We start from the raw sequence: 17636 nt of genomic DNA on the forward strand, positions 1-17636 counted from the left end.
GATTGCCTCAAGCTTGAATATGTTGTCGTTATGACTAAGCAAGGTCACGCCCTTTTTGAGTGCGTGCACCATGCTGGTGAGAACGGTCCAGGGATGGCACTGCAGGAATTCTTCCTCCGGTGCCGTTTTTGTATCAGCGACCCATGTTCTGGCGGAAGTTGTTCCCGAAAAATGCATATTTGATAGGGCAATCATGGATACATTCATCCAGCAGATCATCAACGGCTTGGTGTTGGGCAGCATGTATGCCTTAGTCGCCCTCGGTTACACAATGGTGTATGGCGTCTTGAATCTGATCAACTTCGCCCACGGCGACGTGCTCATGATCGGCGCCATGGTGGGCTTGAGCATTCTCAAGCTGCTGGGCATCTATGTACCGGACTGGCCCGGCTATCTGAAACTGGCCACCGCCATCCTCGGCGCCATTCCCATCTGTATTCTGGTCAACATCATCATCGAGCGGGTCGCCTACCGCCGCCTGCGCAACGCCCCCCGCCTCGCCCCCCTGATTACCGCCATCGGCGTCTCCATCCTGCTGCAAACCTTCGCCATGATGATCTGGACGCGCAATCCCTTGCCTTTCCCGCAATTGCTGTCGACGGATCCCATCAACATAGGGGGCGCCGTGATTTCGCAAACGCAAGTACTGCTGCTGGCCCTGGCCGCGCTGTCGATGGGCGGATTGGTGTTGCTGGTGGAAAAAACGAAAATGGGCCGCGCCATGCGCGCCACGGCGGAAAATCCCCGCGTGGCGGGCCTCATGGGCGTCGATTCCGACAAGGTCATCGTCGCCACCTTTGCCATCGGCGCCGCGCTGGCCGCCGTGGCGGGCGTGATGTGGGGCGCCAATTACGCGTCCATCCAGTTCTCCATGGGCGCCATCCCCGGCTTGAAAGCCTTCTGCGCGGCCGTGCTGGGCGGCATCGGCAATATCTACGGCGCCATGCTGGGCGGTGTCTTGCTGGGCATTATCGAGAGCCTGGGCGCCGGCTATATCGGCGACATCACGGGCGGCTTCCTGGGCAGCCACTACCAGGATATCTTTGCCTTCGTCGTGCTGATCATCGTGCTGACCCTGCGCCCGTCCGGCATCATGGGCGAACGCGTGGCCGACCGTGCCTGATGTGAAACTGGGAGACTGAATCATGGCACTACTCGATTTTGACGCTAAGAAAAATCCGACCAAAGCCTACGCCGGCATGCTGGGCCTGGCCGCGCTGCTGATGGTGTTCCCGTTTTTTGCCGCGCAGTTCGGCAACTCGTGGGTGCGCATCATCGACATGGCCTTGCTGTACATCATGCTGGCCCTGGGCTTGAACATCGTCGTCGGCTTCGCCGGCTTGCTCGACCTCGGCTACATCGCCTTCTATGCCGTGGGCGCCTACCTGACGGCCTTGCTGGCGTCGCCCCAGTTCGCCATCCTGCTCGAATCGGTGGTGAACCAGTATCCGGTGCTGGGTGCATCCCTGGTGCAGCTGATGGGCCCGGAAATCCGCGAAAACGGCATCCACCTGTCGATCTGGATCATCGTGCCGCTGGCCGCTGCCGTGGCAGGCCTGTTCGGCGCCCTGCTGGGCGCGCCCACCTTGAAACTGCGCGGCGACTATCTGGCCATCGTGACCCTGGGCTTTGGCGAGATCATCCGCATCTTCATGAACAATTTGAACGATCCGATCAATTTCACGAACGGTCCGCAAGGCATCAATTTGATCGACCCGATCCGCATCTTCGGCGTCAATCTGGCGGGCGAGGCGGGCACGAACAGCACCGTGACGGTGGCCGGTTTTTCCATGCCGTCCGTCAACGCTTATTACTTCCTGTTCCTCTTCCTGTGCATCGCCGTCGTGTTCGTCACCAAGCGCTTGCAGCATTCGCGCCTGGGCCGCGCCTGGGTGGCCATCCGCGAAGACGAGATCGCCGCCAAGGCCATGGGCATCAACACGCGCAACGTCAAATTGCTGGCCTTTTCCATGGGCGCCTCGTTCGGCGGCGTGGCTGGCGCCATGTTTGCGTCCTTCCAGGGCTTTGTTTCGCCGGAATCGTTCTCGCTGACGGAATCGATCGCCGTGCTGGCCATGGTGGTGTTGGGTGGCATCGGCCATATTCCCGGCGTGATCCTCGGCGGCGTGATCCTCGCCTCGATACCGGAAGTGCTGCGCCATGTGGTGGAACCGGCCCAGCAGGCGCTGTTTGGCCACGTGGTGATCGAGGCGGAAGTGCTGCGCCAGCTGCTGTACGGCCTGGCCATGGTGTTGATCATGCTCAATCGTCCTGCGGGACTGTGGCCATCGCCGAAGCACGAAGACCGGCCCGACCACGATGTGGACCAGCCGAACAAATCCACAGGCGTCGTGTCCGCTTAAGGGAGGGAATCATATGAGCGAACAGATCATTCTCAATATCGCCGGCGTAAACAAGCGTTTCGGCGGCTTGCAGGCGCTCACCGACGTGGGCATCACCATCCGCCAGGGCCAGATCTATGGCTTGATCGGCCCGAACGGCGCCGGCAAGACGACGTTTTTCAACGTGATCACGGGCCTGTACCAGCCCGACACGGGCACCTTCGAATTGGCCGGCAAGCCGTATTCGCCGTCCGCGCCGCACCAGGTGGCGAAGGCGGGCATCGCGCGCACCTTCCAGAACATCCGTCTGTTCGGCGACATGACGGCGCTGGAAAACGTCATGGTGGGACGCCACGTGCGCTCGCACCAGGGCGTCTTCGGCGCCATCTTCCGCCACAAGGCGGCGCGCGAGGAAGAGGCGTCCATCCGCAAGCGGGCCATGGAGTTGCTCGATTTCGTCGGCATCGCCCAGTTCGCCAACCGCACGGCGCGCTTTTTGTCGTATGGCGACCAGCGGCGCCTGGAAATCGCCCGCGCGCTGGCCACGGACCCGACTCTGCTGGCGCTCGACGAGCCGGCGGCCGGCATGAACGCGACGGAAAAGCTGGCCTTGCGCGAGTTGCTGGTGAAAATCAAGGCGGAAGGCAAGACCGTGCTCCTGATCGAGCATGACGTGAAACTGATGATGGGGCTGTGCGACCGCATCACGGTGCTCGAATATGGCAAGCGCATCGCAGAAGGCTTGCCGGCCGAAATACAACAAAACCAGGCCGTCATCGAGGCTTACCTGGGGGGATCGCACGCATGAGCAATATATTGAAGGTGGCGGGCCTGCACGTGGCCTACGGCGGCATCAAGGCGGTGAAAGGCATCGACCTGGAAGTCAACGAGGGCGAGCTGATCGCCCTGATCGGCGCGAATGGCGCCGGCAAGACGACGACCCTGAAAGCCATCACGGGCACTTTGCCTGCCTGCAAGATCGAGGGCACGATCAGCTACCTGGGCGAATCGCTGAAGGGCACGAAATCGTTCCACCTGGTGGAACGGAAACTGGCCATGGTGCCGGAGGGGCGGGGCGTGTTTACCCGCATGTCGATCCGCGAAAACCTCATGATGGGCGCCTACACGCGCACGGACAAGGCGGGCGTCGAGGACGACATCGCCCGCTGGTTCGACGTGTTTCCCCGCCTGAAGGAAAGGGCGGCGCAGATGGCCGGCACCCTGTCCGGCGGCGAGCAGCAGATGCTGGCTATGGCGCGCGCCCTGATGAGCCATCCGAAGCTGCTGCTGCTCGACGAACCGTCGATGGGCCTGTCGCCCATCATGGTCGAGAAAATCTTCGAGGTGATCCGCAAGGTGTCGTCCGAAGGTATCACGATCTTGCTGGTCGAACAGAATGCCCGCCTGGCCCTGCAGGCGGCGCACCGCGGCTATGTGATGGATTCCGGCCTGGTCACCATGGGCGGCAACGCGGCCGCCATGCTCGACGACCCGCGCGTGAAGGCGGCGTATCTGGGCGAGTAAGCGCGTTCGGGAAGTGTTCAGGCATAAAAAATGCCCCAGCTGGGCTGGGGCATAATGGCATCCGTCGGGGAAGTGCGGGATGGATGCCTGGAGGAGCTGGTAACAGCAGACCGCCGTGGCGGCCGCTTGATAATTACTTGGCGGCAGTGCGCGGCACGATTTTTTCAGCCGCTTGCGTGAACTGGTTCACGGCCGACGTCAGGTTCGCTTCGATGGCTTCGACGGCTTGCTTGCTGGTTTTCGAGAATTGCTCGTAGCCTGCATTGGCGTTGCCGATGGCGCTTTTCAGGATGGCGACGGCGTTTTCCGAACCGGCTGGTGCGTTCTTGGTGACTTCTTCCACCAGCGACAGGACTTTACGGTTGGTTTCAGCGATTTGCGATTCAGCAGCTTTGCTGAATTCGGCTTGCGTGCCCGACGTGATGGCAGCCAGGTGACGGCCGTAAGCGATGGCTTTTTCGGCGCCAGGCTGGGCTTGGGCAGAGGCCAGCGAGAAGAATTCTTGTGGATCTTTTGCCGACAGCAATTGCTTGGCGGCGGCGGTCGATTCTTCCAGCGTTGCCTTGGCAGCGGTCAGGTTCAGTTCGACGATCTTTTCGATGCCTTCGAAGGCCTTGCCCGTCAGCGACGAGAACAGGGCGAATTGGGCTTCCAGGTTGGCTTTGGTAGCGGACGAAAATTGCTCAGGAATTGAAAACATATAAATCTCCAAAAAATCGAAATCTGGTTAATTTGATGCTGCGTGTACCGTTTGGGAAAGCAGGTGAATCTAAATTTTTCAAGCTGAACAAGAATTGTGCAACGCAACAAACCCTATTCTACGGCGAAAAAAACGTAAGTCAAGCGATTCTTGTGCGATGCAACAATTGAATAGATTTGCATCAAAAGTCATTGTTTCTAAAGAGAAATATTTGATTTCTACCTGTTAATGGTTTGTGCTTAAACTATCGTTTCCAGTGCCTGCGGGGACGATCGCGGCGCAGCATGCTAGACTTTGCCTCCCGCACTGGGCAACGCCCCGGTGCCGATCCCGTTTCCCGAGTCGATACCATGTCCAATCTTCCCGCCGCGGCTGGCGCCAGCGGCAAAGCCTCTTTCCTGACCACTGTGGCGCCGATGGCCTTGCCCGGCTTCTTTGTGTTGTTATGGAGCACAGGTTTTATTGTGGCCAAGTTCGGCTTGCCGTATGCGCCGCCGCTGACCTTTTTGCTGCTGCGCTTCCTGGGCGTGCTGGTCATTTTGTTGCCGCTGGTGCTGCTGTTGCGCGCGCCGTGGCCCGTGGGCCAATTCCGCCAGATCGCCGTGGCCGGCATCCTGATGCAGGCCGGCTACCTGGCCGGCGTGTGGTGCGCCATCAAGCTGGGCATGCCGGCCGGCCTGTCTGCGCTAATTGTCGGCATGCAGCCCGTGTTGACGGCCTGCGCCGCGCCCCTGATCGGCGAATCCGTGCGCCCGCGCCAGTGGCTGGGCCTGTTCTTTGGCTTGCTGGGCGTGGCCCTCGTCGTGTATGCGAAGATCAACCTCGTGGGCTTGACCGTGGAAAGCGTGCTGCTGTGCGTGTTCGCGCTGCTGTCGATGACGGCCGGCACCATGTACCAAAAACGCCACTGTCCGCACTTTGACTTGCGCACCGGCACGGTGGTGCAGTTTGCCGCTTCCATCGTGGTGGTCTTGCCATTCGCCCTGTATTACGAAGGACTGGACTTGCATTTTAGCAATGTTCAATGGACGGCGAATTTTATCGGCGCCTTGCTGTGGTCGGTGCTCGTGCTGTCCATCGGCGCCATCTTCCTGCTGTTCGCACTGATCCGCCGCAGCGATGCGACGAAGGTGACGGGCTTGCTGTACCTGACGCCGCCCACGACGGCCGTGATGGCCTGGCTGATGTTTGGCGAAGCCTTTAATATGTTAGGCATCGCCGGCATGCTGGTGGCCGTGGTCGGTGTGGTGTTCGTGGTCAAGAAATAATAAGCTATAGCGGGAGAGCAGGGCAGTGAACAAGCAAGCATTGGAAACACCAGCGGCGCAGCAAGCCGTCGATAGCGTCATCCTGTCGCGCCGTTCCATCCGCGCCTTTTTGCCCACGCCGGTGGCGCAGGACGAGATCGCGCGCATTCTGGAAGTGGCGGCGCGCGCGCCTTCGGGCGCCAACATGCAGCCGTGGAAAGTGTATGTGCTGTCGGGCGAGGCCCGCCTGCGCCTGTCGCAGCGCATCCTGGCCGCCTATGCCGCGCCGAAGGCGCCCGATGCGCCCGCGCGCACGGCCTCATATATCTATTACCCGCGCCAGTGGACGGCGCCGTTCATCGAGCGCCGCCGCAAGATCGGCCTGGACCTGTACCAGTTGCTGGGCCTGGAGCGGGGCGACACGGCCGGCATGGCGGCCCAGCATGGGCGCAATTTCCAGTTTTTCGATGCGCCCGTGGGCCTGATCTTTACCATCGAGCGGGTACTGGAACAGGGTTCCTGGCTCGACTACGGCATGTTTTTGCAAAACATCATGCTGGCGGCGCGCGCGCGGGGACTCGACACGTGCCCGCAAGCGGCCTTCATCCATTACCATGACATCATCCGCGACGAACTGGGCGTGCCGGCCGGTGAAATGGTGGTGTGCGGCATGGCCCTCGGCTATGCCGACCCGGACAAGGTCGAGAACCGCCTGAACACGGAGCGCGAGCCGCTGGCCGGCTTTGTTAAATTCATGGACAAATAGACATTGCTGGCGACGGGCGGAGAAAAACAGCCGGTTAAGGATGAGTTTGTTTGCTGATCGCCAACGATTTGTATTTCATTGCTGCAATAAATACTGTCCTAACTGTTAAATAGGCTTGCGATTGCTCTGCATTTCGCTACACTGCAATAAGGCAACAGCTTCACGGGGAATTATCGAATGGCTAAGTTTAAACTTGCGCTGGGTATCCTGGCTTCCCTGCTGTTTGCACTGGCGCCGGCTGCGGCCGTGCACGCCAAGGAAGCGAACGGCAAATCCTCAGCCTCGAAGAAACACAACACCAAGAAAATCAAAGTCGTGCTGCGCAAGGGCGCGACGGCCGCGCCGCGCGAAAAGACCGTGCGCCGGGTCGTCATGGTGCGCGGCAAACGCAAGGTCATCTATCAAAAAGTCAGCAGCGTGGCCGTGCCCATGGCCGCACCGATGCCCACCATGGGCGACCTGGCCGGCCTGAACCTGACGCGCGATCCGCTCGACCTGAAGTCCAGCGTGGCGCTGGTGCTGGACCAGGCGAATGCGGAAGTGCTGTTTGAAAAGAATTCCAATGTGGCCCTGCCCATCGCCTCCATCACCAAGATGATGACGGGCCTGGTGGTGGTCGAAGCGCGCCAGGACATGGATGAGTTGCTGACGATCACGGACGAAGACGTCGACCGCGCCAAGTTCAGCAGCTCACGCCTGAAAGTAGGTTCGCAATTGACGCGCGCGAATATGCTGCACATCGCCCTGATGAGCTCGGAAAACCGCGCCGCCTCGGCGCTGGGCCGCAATTATCCGGGCGGCTTGCCGGCGTTTGTCGACGCCATGAACAGCAAGGCGCGCCAGCTGGGCATGATGGATACGCATTACGTCGATTCCAGCGGCTTGTCGAAGATGAACGTGGCCAGCGCGCGCGACCTGGGCAAGCTGGCCATGGCCGCCTTCCGCCATCCGCTGCTGCGCGAGTACTCGACGGACCCGAAAGCCATCGTCGAAGCCAGCGGCCAGCCCATGCAGTTTGGCAATACGAATCACCTGGTGGCCAATCCGGGCTGGGAAATCGGCTTGCAAAAGACGGGCTTCATCAATGAGGCGGGACGTTGTTTGATGATGCAGGCCGTCATCGAAGGACGGGCCGTGATCATGGTCTTCCTTGATTCCAAGGGGAAACAGTCGCGTACGGCCGATGCGGGACGCATGCGCAAGTGGCTGGAAGCCTTGAAACCAGCCAACATGAGCCTGCCTGGTGGTTAATGCAGAAAGTTGTCGTCACGACGCCTGACAAAACCGTCGCGAGCGGTAGTGATTTGTGGCTAAGAAGCGCAACCGTACTCTAGTACGGTGAGCATCGCAGGCCGCAAAGCGCGCCGCGCAGCAGGTTTGGTCAGGCGTTCTCAGTCTTGCGGGATATAACCTAATGTGACGGAAATCTGGTTCGCCGTTTCCACCAGATCCACCAGCCACTCATCCTGCAGGCGGTCGGCCGGGGCCGAGATCGACAGGCCGGCGATCAGCTTGCCTGTATCGTCGCGGATGCCGGCCGCCATGCAGCGCACGCCCAGCTCCAGCTCTTCATTGTCGCGCGCATAGCCGCGCTCGCGCACCAGGCTCAGCTCGCGCTCGAGTTTTTGCAGATCCGTGATGGAATTCTTGTTGTGTCCGGCCAGTCCCGTGCGCGTGGCGTAGGCGCGGATGGCTTTCGGCTCGTCCACGGAGAGGAACAGCTTGCCCGTCGAGGTCAGGTGCAGCGGACCGCGGCCGCCGATGGCGCGCACCACCTGCATGCCCGAACGCTCGGAAAAGGCGCGGTCGATGTAGACGATCTCGTCGCCCTGGCGCACGGAAAGGTTGATGGTTTGCTGGGTTTTCTTGTGCAGCTGGCGCATGAAGTCCAGCGCCGCTTCGCGCACGCTGAGGCGGCTTTTCACCACATTGCCCAGTTCCAGCAGGCGCATGCCCAGCCGGTACGTGCCTGGTTCGATGCGGTCGACAAAGCGCGTCAGCACCATGTCGTTGAGGATGCGGTGCGCCGTCGAGGGGTGCAAACCGGAAACCTTGGATAATTCCTTCAGGCTGACCGGGTCGGAATATTTGGCCAGGGCATCGAGCAGGGCGACCATGCGTTCGATCACCTGGATCGTCGTCTTCGGGGCAGCGACCGGTTCAATTTTCATGATGGATTTGGTGCAATGCAGTATTCATGCTTCTTTATACCATGATGTGAAAAAATAGTGAAATGTTCCGAGATATTCAGCGAATAAATGGTCACACTGCCATGTCGCCCCCATAATGTGCCCACTGCGCCTGCTTTACATATGGAAAACTATGCAACCTGTAAACGAATTCAAAAGTAAAAGTGGCTTGAAACGGATTTTTTCCGCTTTTTTCTACTCGCTCGATGGCTTGAAAGCGGCCTGGCGCCATGAACACGCGTTCCGCCAGGAACTCGGTTTGTTCGTCGTCGGCACCGTGATCGCTTTGCTGCTGCGCATCTCCGCCTTTGAAAAACTGGTGCTGATCGGCGTGCTGCTGCTGGTGCTGATCGTCGAACTGATCAATTCCGCCATCGAAGCCGTGGTCGACCGCATCTCGCTGGACCGCCATCCGCTGTCGAAGAACGCCAAGGATTTCGGCAGCGCGGCCGTGCTGCTGACCTGCATCCTGGCTTTTGCAGCGTGGGCCGTGGTGCTGTTCAACCGTTTCTATTAACCGCTTTATCCCCGTTGCGCGCCGTCCATATACGAAAAATGTATATCAAACGGCGAAACGCTTCGTTCTCTTTGCGGCCATAGCGCCGTAATCTGGTGGCTCTGAAAGTTCAACCACACGGGGATCTTAGATGCTGTCGAAAAAAATCATCACTGCCGCCGCCATCAGCGCGTTTGCCCTTCTGCAAACGGCGCAGGCTGCCGATATCACCCTGCTCAACGTGTCATACGACCCGACGCGCGAGCTGTACCAGGATGTGAATACGGCGTTTGCCAAGGAGTGGAAAGGCAAGACGGGCGACAACGTCAAGATCAAGCAATCGCACGGCGGTTCCGGCAAGCAGGCGCGTGCCGTCATCGACGGCCTGGAAGCGGACGTGGTCACCTTGGCCCTGGCCTACGACATCGACGCGCTGGCCGAGCACAAGCTGCTGGCCGCCGACTGGCAAAAGCGTTTGGCGCACAACAGCTCGCCTTACACCTCGACCATCGTGTTCCTGGTGCGCAAGGGCAACCCGAAGGGTATCAAGGATTGGAATGACTTGATCAAGCCGGGCGTGTCCGTCATCACGCCGAACCCGAAAACCTCGGGCGGCGCCCGCTGGAACCATCTGGCCGCGTGGGGTTATGCCTTGCGCCAGCCGGGCGGCAACGAAGCCAAAGCCAAGGATTTCCTCGGCAAACTGTATAAAAATGTACCCGTGCTCGATTCCGGCGCGCGCGGCGCCACCACCACCTTCGTGGAACGGGGTATCGGCGACGTGCTGATCGCCTGGGAAAACGAGGCTTACCTGGCCGTCAAGGAACTGGGCCCGACCAAGTTCGACATCATCACCCCATCCGTCAGCATCCTGGCCGAGCCGCCCGTCGCCGTCGTCGACAAGTTTGCCGACAAGCACGGCACGCGCAAGGTGGCCGAGGCTTACCTGAACTACCTGTACACGGACGAAGCGCAAGACATTATCGCCAAGAACTACTACCGTCCGGCAACGGACAAGGCGGCGAAGAAATACGCGTCGCAGTTCGCCAAGGTCAACCTGTTCACCATCGAGCAAGTGGCCGGCGGCTGGACGGCAGCACAGAAGGCGCACTTTGCCGACGGCGGCATCTTCGACCAGATCTATCAGCCGAAGTAATCTTCACCGGCAGGCGGCAACGCTTGCCGGAATCGATCACGCAAGGACACATCATGGCGCTGCGCAGCTTTTCCGATTACCGGGTACTGATCGTGCCGGGCTTGCATAACAGCGGTCCCGAGCATTGGCAGAGCCGCTGGCAGCGCCTGTATCCGCAATTCGAGCGGGTCGAGCAGGACGACTGGAACGCTCCCGACCTGGCCACCTGGTCGGCGCGCCTGGACCAGGTGCGGCGGCAGGATGCGCGTCCTACCCTGATCGTCGCCCACAGCTTCGGCTGCCTGACGACGGCGCACAGCCTGGCCCGCGACCCGCAGGGCGTGGCCGGCGTGCTGCTGGTGGGGCCGGCCGATCCCGACAAGTTTGGCGTGGCCAAGGCCTTGCCGCAAAAGCGGCTGCCTTGCCCCGGCATCCTGATCGCCAGCCAGACGGATCCGTGGATGACGGCCGAACACGCGGCGCAGTGGGCACGGCGCTGGAATTGCAAGTATATTGATGGCGGTGCGCTGGGCCATATCAACGCCGAGTCGCGCCTTGGTGACTGGGTATATGGCCAGGCGCAACTGCAAACACTGTTTGATCTGGCGCAAAGCGACAAACGCCACCGTCAGGCAGCCTGATTCGACGCACATCCCATTGCCACACAACCTCTCAAGGAGATCACGATGACTTTACGCCTGGGCGATGTCGCCCCTGATTTTGAACAAGACAGCTCGATCGGCCCCCTCAAGTTCCACGAGTGGGCGGGCAATTCCTGGGTGGTGCTGTTTTCCCACCCGGCCGACTTTACCCCCGTGTGCACGACGGAACTGGGCTTGACGGCCAAGCTCAAGCCGGAATTCGACAAGCGCAACGTGAAGGCCATCGCCCTGTCCGTGGATGCGGCCGAGTCGCACAAGAGCTGGATCAAGGATATCGAAGAGACGCAAAACACGGTGGTGGGCTTCCCCATCATCGCCGACGTCGACAAGAAAGTATCGGTGCTGTACGACATGATCCACCCGGAACAGTCCGTCACGGCCACCGTGCGTTCCGTCTTCATCGTCGACCCGAACAAAAAGGTACGCCTGATCCTCACGTATCCGCTGAGCACTGGCCGCAACTTCAATGAAATCCTGCGCGTCATCGACGCCCTGCAACTGACGGACGGCTACACGGTGGCCACGCCCGGCAACTGGAAAGATGGCGACGACGTCATCATTCCATTGACGGTGCAAGACCCGGACGTGATCAAGCAGAAATATCCGAAGGGATTTACGGCAGCCAAGCCCTATCTCCGTTTGACGCCGCAGCCAAACAAATAAAAGTTGCCACTCCAATAAAAACGCACCTCACCGGTGCGTTTTTTTTCGCCCAGCATTTCCATCGGCAAGTATGCAAAATCCATCTAAGCAAATGAGAAATGGTTAGTTCTTTTTATAACGAATGCATGTGATTATTGCACTCTATAACTCAAAAATGTAATAAGAAGGAGTTTCTATGTCTGCAGCATCAGCAGCACCGCTCAAGGCGCGCGGAGCGCCGTTTCGGGTCATGCCGGGGTTTAAGCTGTCACTGGGCTTCACGCTCTTTTACCTGGCCTTGATCGTTCTCATTCCGCTGTCGTCGGTGTTCCTGAAAACTTTCACCATGACATGGGACGCCTTCTTCAGCGCCGTGACGTCCGACCGCGTGATGGCGTCGTACCGCCTGACGTTTGGCGCTTCGCTGATCGCCGCCCTGTTGAACGTGGTGTTTGGCGGCATCCTGGCCTGGGTGCTGGTGCGCTATAAATTCCCCGGCAAGCGCATCATCGACGCGCTGGTCGACTTGCCGTTCGCCTTGCCGACGGCCGTGGCCGGCATCACCCTGACGGCTTTGTATTCGTCGAACGGCTGGTTCGGCCAGTTCATCGAAGGCGTGCTGGGCATCAAGGTGGCGTTCACGCCGCTGGGCGTGGTGGTGGCGCTGACCTTCATCGGCTTGCCCTTTGTCGTGCGTACCGTGCAACCGGTGCTGGAAGACGCGGAAAAGGAACTGGAAGAAGCGGCCGCCAGCCTGGGCGCCAATTCGCTGCAAACGTTTATCCGCGTCATCTTCCCCACGATCCTGCCATCCTTGCTGACGGGCTTTGCGCTGGCGTTTGCCCGCGCCACGGGCGAGTACGGTTCCGTGATCTTTATCGCCGGCAATATGCCGATGGTGTCGGAAATCACGCCGCTGTTCATTATTACCAAATTGGAACAATACGATTACGCAGGCGCCACGGCCATCGCCGTGGTGATGCTGGTGGTGTCTTTCCTGCTGTTGTTGACGATTAACCTGCTGCAAGCATGGACGCGCGGAAAGGCGAAGAAATCATGAGTACGAATACGACTAGCGTCGCTGGCGTGGACAATGCGCGCCCGGCAGTGCGCCGCTTCGAGCCGAATGTCGGCCCCGTCGTGCTGGAACCGTTGTGGGTACGCACCGTCCTGATCACCGTCGCCTTGCTGTTCCTGACGGCGTTCCTGATCGTGCCCCTGGTGGCCGTGTTCGCGGAAGCGTTCAAGAAGGGCTGGGAAGCGTATATCGCCGCCATCATCGACCCGGACGCGATTTCCGCCATTAAATTGACCCTGATCACGGCCGCCATCGCCGTGCCGCTGAACCTGGTGTTCGGCGTGGCCGCTTCCTGGTGCATCGCCAAGTTCGAATTCCGCGGCAAGAGCATCTTGCTGACCCTGATCGACTTGCCGTTTTCCGTCTCGCCCGTGATTTCCGGCCTGATCTATGTGCTGATGTTTGGCGCCCAGGGCTGGTTCGGCCCGTGGCTGCAGGCGCACGACATCAAGATCCTGTTCGCCGTGCCCGGCATCGTGCTGGCCACCATCTTCATCACTTTCCCGTTCGTGGCGCGTGAATTGATTCCGCTGATGCAGTCGCAGGGCAGCGAAGAGGAAGAGGCCGCCATCGTGCTGGGCGCCTCGGGCTGGAATACCTTCCGCCGCGTGACTTTGCCAAATATCAAGTGGGGGCTGCTGTATGGCGTGATCCTGTGTAACGCCCGCGCCATGGGCGAGTTCGGCGCCGTGTCCGTCGTCTCGGGCCATATCCGTGGCGAAACCAACACCATGCCGCTGCAGGTGGAGATTCTGTACAACGAGTACAACTTCGCCGCCGCGTTTGCCGTCGCCTCCCTGCTGGCCCTGCTGGCGCTGGTGACCCTGGCCTTGAAAGCTTTCATTGAGTGGCGTTTGAACGAGAGCAACGCCGACGATTCCGCCTTACGTTCCACGGAGCACTGATATGACCATCGCAGTTAAAAACATCCACAAGCGCTTCGGCGATTTCGTTGCCCTCGACAATATCTCGCTGGACTTTCCAGCCGGCGAACTGACGGCCTTGTTGGGCCCGTCCGGTTGCGGCAAGACAACCTTGCTGCGCATTATTGCTGGATTGGAACATCCGGACAGCGGCCAGGTGCTGCTGGACGCGGAAGACGCGTCGAACCGCCATGTGCGCGAGCGCCAGGTCGGTTTCGTGTTTCAACACTATGCCCTGTTCAAGCACATGACCGTGTTCGAGAACGTGGCCTTCGGCTTGCGCGTGAAGTCGCGCAGCGAGCGCCCGTCGGAAGACCAGATCCGCCGTAAAGTAAAAGATTTGCTGGAGCTGGTGCAGCTCGATTGGCTGGCCGACCGCTATCCGCCGCAATTGTCGGGCGGGCAACGCCAGCGCATCGCCCTGGCGCGCGCGCTGGCCGTCGAGCCCCGCGTGCTGCTGCTGGACGAGCCGTTCGGCGCCCTGGATGCCAAGGTGCGCAAGGAATTGCGCCGCTGGCTGCGCCGCCTGCATGACGACTTGCACGTCACCAGTATTTTCGTCACGCATGACCAGGAAGAAGCGCTGGAAGTGGCCGACCAGGTCGTACTGATGAACAAGGGCACGGTCGAGCAACTCGGTTCCCCAGAGCAAGTCTATAACCACCCCGCGTCGCCGTTCGTGTATGGCTTCCTCGGCAACGTCAACCTGTTCCACGGCCGCGTGCATGACGGCGTGATGGCCACGGGCGACGCCAGTTTCGAGGTGCCCGACTACGCAGGCGTGAGCGACAGCAAGGGCACTGCCTATGTACGTCCGCACGACCTGGAAATCGACCGCTACACGCAGGGCGCGGAAGGCATCGTCGTGAAACTGAGCCGCGCCCATGCGATCGGCCCGCTGGCCCAGCTGGACTTGCAGCGCGTGGATAACAGCGAACTGATCGAAGCGGTGATGTCGAACGAGCGTTTTACCCACCTGCAGCTGAAGGAAGGCGAGACATTGGTTGTCCGCCCGAAACGTCTCCATGTATTTGTTGAACCCACCCGAACTTGATACAGGATAGCCATGAACTTTCAACAATTGCGATCGATCCGCGAAGCGGCCCGCCGCGGCTATAACCTGACGGAAGTGGCCAACGCCCTGTTCACGTCGCAACCGGGCGTGAGCCGGCAAATCCGCGAACTCGAAGACGAGCTGGGCGTGGTGATTTTCGAGCGCAACGGCAAGCGTTTGACGGGCTTGACGGAGCCGGGCAAGGGCATCCTGAAGATCGTCGACCGTCTCTTGATCGAGGCGGAAAACCTGCAGCAGGCCAGCCTCGAATACAGCGGCCAGACCAGCGGAACCTTGTCCGTGGCGGCCACGCACACGCAGGCGCGCTATGCGCTGCCGAAAGTGGTGCAGAGCTTCCGCGCCGCCTTCCCCGACGTGCGTATTGCGCTACAACAAAGCGCGCCCGAGCACATTGCGGAATGGGTGCTGTCCGGCAAGACCGATATCGGCATCGCCACGGAAGGCTTGAGCCAGTTCCCCGACCTGGTGTCGTTCCCGTGCTACCGCTGGAGCCATCTGATCGTCGTGCCCGACGGCCATCCGCTGCTCGAGCACTCGCCCATCCGCCTGGAAGACCTGGCGAAGTATCCGCTGATTACCTACGACAAGGGTTTCACGGGGCGCGGGCATATCGACGACGCCTTTGCCAAGGCAGGCGTGGCGACCGATATCATCCTGACGGCCATGGATTCCGACGTCATCAAGCAATACGTGGCGCTGGGCCTGGGCGTGGGCATCGTCGCCTCGATGGCCTTCGACCATGGCCGCGACAAGGGGCTGCGGGCCGTGGAAGCGTCGCATCTGTTCGCCACCAACACGACGCGCCTGGCCGTGCGCCGCGGCGCCTACCTGCGCGCCTACGCCTACGAGTTCATCCTACAGCTGGCGCCGGACTTGACGCGCGAAGACATCGACCGCGCGATGGCGGGCGAGGACGCCCTCTAGGCGATGGCCGCCCTTTGCGCGCGCGTCAGGCTGGCCACGGCGCGCGCGTAGCTATCCTGCACCAGTTCCGCCAGGTAATCGGCCGGGAAGTGCGCCACGTCGACGATGGTCACCCAGTGAAAGCGGCCCATGTAACGGGCCGGTTTCACGCCGGGCATGTCCGTCAGTTCGATGAAGCGCCCGGCGCTGGCGCGCAGGCTGAAGCGCCACTGCTCGGGTGCGCTGGTCTTAAAATAGGCAAACTTCTTGCCGCTCACTTCATACACGAGGATGTTCGACGGCGGGCCGTACAGCACGGCTTGCGCGCCGGGCAGGGCCGCGCAAACGTCTTTCAGTTCATCACTTGTCATTCGTCAACCGCCATGAATTGTTGGGTGTTATGGTCGAAGGCATAGGCCGCGCCGGCGGGTGCGTCGAGCAGCGCAATGAAACGGTCATCCACGCCGAGCACGGCGCCCAGCGACACGAGGGCCACGTTGGCGCTGTCGTTGATGTAGTCGTCGCTTTCATCGTTGGCCGTGAAGCGCCAGCCGCTGTCGTCGTCGTTGTCCGGTTCCTCGCGGTACAGGTAGCCGACAGGCGCGCCGTCTTCCAGCACTTTTTTCGTCACGAAGCACAGGCCCGCATAGCGGTTGACGAGGTTATCGTCATCGTCGTGCTGCGTATTGATGATGTGGCGTGCCGCGAAGGCGACGGGGTCTTTGGCTTGCAGATCACGGATGTAGCCTGGCGTGTTGTCGAGCTTGCCGGTGAAGTGTCCGTGCGGCTCGACTGTGTCGACCAGCACCCACATGCGCTCGGCGCCCGGCGCCTGCGGATCGTCGCTGTGGAAGGCGAAGATCAGCTTGACCACCTCGCCGGGGCGCACCTGGGCGATGGCCTCGGGCGGCGATTTGTAGAAGGTGTAGGGATGGCGCGCCGCCAGTTCGGCGGCGTCGGCCAGGTGCCAGCTGGGCATGGTGATCCGTTATCAAGAAGAGTAACACCCATGGTAGCCGATTGCGTGCCAGGATGACCACGCCTACCTGCCGGCTTGCCGTTGCCGCAGGGCTACACCGCTATCTGGCATGTGCCGATCTACAACAATCCTGCTGCCAGGAGCGGCGCCCGGACATGGCAGGGAGGGCTGCATGCCCCGCGATAGCCGGCACCGGCCATAAATCGATAAGGCCAATTGAAAATGCCAATGGTAAAAATTGTTTCTTTTATTGTATTTCGATTTCCTGAATGATATCTTTTGCTCTGCGATGTGAGAGTGATAGAAAAATAATTAAAATTGCAATTATTGAAATATTTATATCAGGGGAATATATGAACATGACCAAACGCGCGTTGCTGGGTCTTTGCCTGACCGCTGCGGCTTGCCTGGCGCCATTGGCCCAGGCGGCGAGCTGGGTGGAAATCACCGATCCTGCCATGACGGGCTTTTCGGTGGGCGGCAAGACCGTCACCTATGGCAGCGTGGCAGCGGACTCGGTCTGGGTCTATGACGGCGCCAACCCGCCCGGCGCGCAAAGCGCGGCCGCCATCCAGAGTTTGGTCAGCAGCACGTTTGGCCTGCCGTCCAGCGGTACCGGCTCCTTGGTCTTTGCCGCCCAGGGCGACTTGGCCAGCAGCAACTCTGGTTCGTTCACCGTCAACTCCAGCTTTGACTACCTGGCCGTGCATTATGGCCGTGGCGAACTGTTGTTCCACTGGGACACGCCGCTGGCCGCCAATACGGTTGTCAGCATTGCCAACCTGCCGCGTGGCCTGAGCAATTTCCGCGCGTTCAATTCGGTTTCGGCAGTGCCTGAGCCAGCGACCTACGGCATGCTGATGCTGGGCTTGGGCCTGGTCGGATTTGTCGCGCGCCGCCGCCGCGCCTGAGCCTGCAGCGCCTGCGGGCGCATGCGCTGACGCATGAAAAAAAAGCCTGGAAACGCGATGCGTT

20 protein-coding genes are annotated in these 17636 nt (G+C 60.5%); 16 read left to right on the plus strand and 4 right to left on the minus strand.

The annotated features are described in order from the left end of the window. Positions 1-193 precede the first annotated feature (193 nt). The 4 genes from NCG91_RS17965 to NCG91_RS17980 are packed head-to-tail and all read left to right on the plus strand — an operon-like array spanning position 194 to position 3866. On the plus strand, positions 194-1123 hold the full coding sequence (locus NCG91_RS17965) for a branched-chain amino acid ABC transporter permease (RefSeq protein WP_077407985.1): 930 nt from the start codon (positions 194-196) through the stop codon (positions 1121-1123). Between the two features lie 22 nt (positions 1124-1145). Continuing rightward, positions 1146-2363: an ABC transporter permease subunit gene (locus NCG91_RS17970; protein ID WP_251350675.1), complete on the plus strand. Its 1218-nt coding sequence runs from the start codon at positions 1146-1148 to the stop codon at positions 2361-2363. A gap of 13 nt (positions 2364-2376) precedes the next feature. Next, positions 2377-3150, plus strand: a complete 774-nt coding sequence (locus NCG91_RS17975) for an ABC transporter ATP-binding protein (protein ID WP_099666795.1) — start codon at positions 2377-2379, stop codon at positions 3148-3150. Next, positions 3147-3866 carry an ABC transporter ATP-binding protein gene (locus tag NCG91_RS17980; RefSeq protein WP_070256673.1) on the plus strand — a complete coding sequence of 240 codons (720 nt, stop codon included), beginning with the start codon at positions 3147-3149 and terminating at the stop codon, positions 3864-3866. Before NCG91_RS17975 ends, NCG91_RS17980 begins: the two co-directional genes overlap by 4 nt. A 133-nt stretch (positions 3867-3999) precedes the next feature. Here the strand turns inward: NCG91_RS17980 and NCG91_RS17985 are convergent, their stop codons facing one another. Further along, complete coding sequence (locus NCG91_RS17985) at positions 4000-4566, minus strand: phasin family protein (RefSeq protein ID WP_099666796.1); 567 nt, start codon at positions 4564-4566, stop codon at positions 4000-4002. A gap of 350 nt (positions 4567-4916) precedes the next feature. Between NCG91_RS17985 and NCG91_RS17990 the strand changes: the two genes are divergently transcribed. The 3 genes from NCG91_RS17990 to pbpG all read left to right on the plus strand — a co-directional run bounded on the left by NCG91_RS17990 (position 4917) and on the right by pbpG (position 7830). After that, the gene (locus NCG91_RS17990) at positions 4917-5834 is read left to right on the plus strand and encodes a DMT family transporter (RefSeq protein WP_370385282.1); all 918 of its coding nucleotides are present in this window, start codon (positions 4917-4919) and stop codon (positions 5832-5834) included. Positions 5835-5859: 25 nt separating this feature from the next. After that, positions 5860-6579 (plus strand): nitroreductase, encoded by a 720-nt coding sequence (locus NCG91_RS17995; RefSeq protein ID WP_099666798.1) that lies wholly within the window; start codon positions 5860-5862, stop codon positions 6577-6579. Between the two features lie 177 nt (positions 6580-6756). Continuing rightward, a complete protein-coding gene (gene pbpG, locus NCG91_RS18000; protein ID WP_099666799.1) occupies positions 6757-7830 on the plus strand; it encodes a D-alanyl-D-alanine endopeptidase in 1074 nt (357 codons plus the stop codon). A 140-nt stretch (positions 7831-7970) separates the two neighbouring features. On the opposite strand, the gene NCG91_RS18005 is transcribed toward pbpG, so the two are convergent. Next, the gene (locus tag NCG91_RS18005) at positions 7971-8750 is read right to left on the minus strand and encodes an IclR family transcriptional regulator (protein WP_099666800.1); all 780 of its coding nucleotides are present in this window, start codon (positions 8748-8750) and stop codon (positions 7971-7973) included. 151 nt (positions 8751-8901) lie between these two features. Between NCG91_RS18005 and NCG91_RS18010 the strand changes: the two genes are divergently transcribed. The 8 genes from NCG91_RS18010 (at position 8902) to NCG91_RS18045 (ending at position 15703) form a co-directional block, all read left to right on the plus strand. Then, the gene (locus tag NCG91_RS18010) at positions 8902-9285 is read left to right on the plus strand and encodes a diacylglycerol kinase (RefSeq protein WP_251350676.1); all 384 of its coding nucleotides are present in this window, start codon (positions 8902-8904) and stop codon (positions 9283-9285) included. 130 nt (positions 9286-9415) lie between these two features. Beyond that, positions 9416-10420, plus strand: a complete 1005-nt coding sequence (locus NCG91_RS18015) for a sulfate ABC transporter substrate-binding protein (RefSeq protein ID WP_099666802.1) — start codon at positions 9416-9418, stop codon at positions 10418-10420. 53 nt (positions 10421-10473) lie between these two features. Continuing rightward, positions 10474-11040 carry an RBBP9/YdeN family alpha/beta hydrolase gene (locus NCG91_RS18020; protein WP_034747509.1) on the plus strand — a complete coding sequence of 189 codons (567 nt, stop codon included), beginning with the start codon at positions 10474-10476 and terminating at the stop codon, positions 11038-11040. 45 nt (positions 11041-11085) lie between these two features. Further along, complete coding sequence (locus NCG91_RS18025) at positions 11086-11724, plus strand: peroxiredoxin (RefSeq protein WP_034785187.1); 639 nt, start codon at positions 11086-11088, stop codon at positions 11722-11724. A gap of 229 nt (positions 11725-11953) precedes the next feature. Next, positions 11954-12763: a sulfate ABC transporter permease subunit CysT gene (gene cysT / locus NCG91_RS18030; RefSeq protein WP_099408869.1), complete on the plus strand. Its 810-nt coding sequence runs from the start codon at positions 11954-11956 to the stop codon at positions 12761-12763. Continuing rightward, positions 12760-13686 (plus strand): sulfate ABC transporter permease subunit CysW, encoded by a 927-nt coding sequence (gene cysW / locus NCG91_RS18035; protein WP_251350677.1) that lies wholly within the window; start codon positions 12760-12762, stop codon positions 13684-13686. The genes cysT and cysW overlap by 4 nt, the downstream gene beginning before the upstream one ends. 1 nt (position 13687) lies before the next feature. Further along, complete coding sequence (locus NCG91_RS18040; protein WP_034747519.1) at positions 13688-14758, plus strand: sulfate/molybdate ABC transporter ATP-binding protein; 1071 nt, start codon at positions 13688-13690, stop codon at positions 14756-14758. A 12-nt stretch (positions 14759-14770) separates the two neighbouring features. Further along, positions 14771-15703 (plus strand): CysB family HTH-type transcriptional regulator, encoded by a 933-nt coding sequence (locus tag NCG91_RS18045; RefSeq protein WP_070256667.1) that lies wholly within the window; start codon positions 14771-14773, stop codon positions 15701-15703. On the opposite strand, the gene NCG91_RS18050 is transcribed toward NCG91_RS18045, so the two are convergent. After that, on the minus strand, positions 15700-16053 hold the full coding sequence (locus NCG91_RS18050; RefSeq protein WP_251350678.1) for an MmcQ/YjbR family DNA-binding protein: 354 nt from the start codon (positions 16051-16053) through the stop codon (positions 15700-15702). The genes NCG91_RS18045 and NCG91_RS18050 overlap by 4 nt on opposite strands. Beyond that, entirely contained in the window at positions 16050-16661 is a 612-nt protein-coding gene (locus NCG91_RS18055; protein WP_251350679.1) for an immunity protein Imm33 domain-containing protein, read from the minus strand. Before NCG91_RS18055 ends, NCG91_RS18050 begins: the two co-directional genes overlap by 4 nt. A 353-nt stretch (positions 16662-17014) precedes the next feature. Between NCG91_RS18055 and NCG91_RS18060 the strand changes: the two genes are divergently transcribed. After that, a complete protein-coding gene (locus NCG91_RS18060; RefSeq protein WP_251350680.1) occupies positions 17015-17572 on the plus strand; it encodes a PEP-CTERM sorting domain-containing protein in 558 nt (185 codons plus the stop codon). Positions 17573-17636: the final 64 nt, after the last annotated feature.

Origin of the sequence: Janthinobacterium kumbetense (assembly GCF_023703445.1) — a bacterium.
In the GTDB taxonomy this organism is placed as follows: domain Bacteria; phylum Pseudomonadota; class Gammaproteobacteria; order Burkholderiales; family Burkholderiaceae_D; genus Janthinobacterium; species Janthinobacterium kumbetense.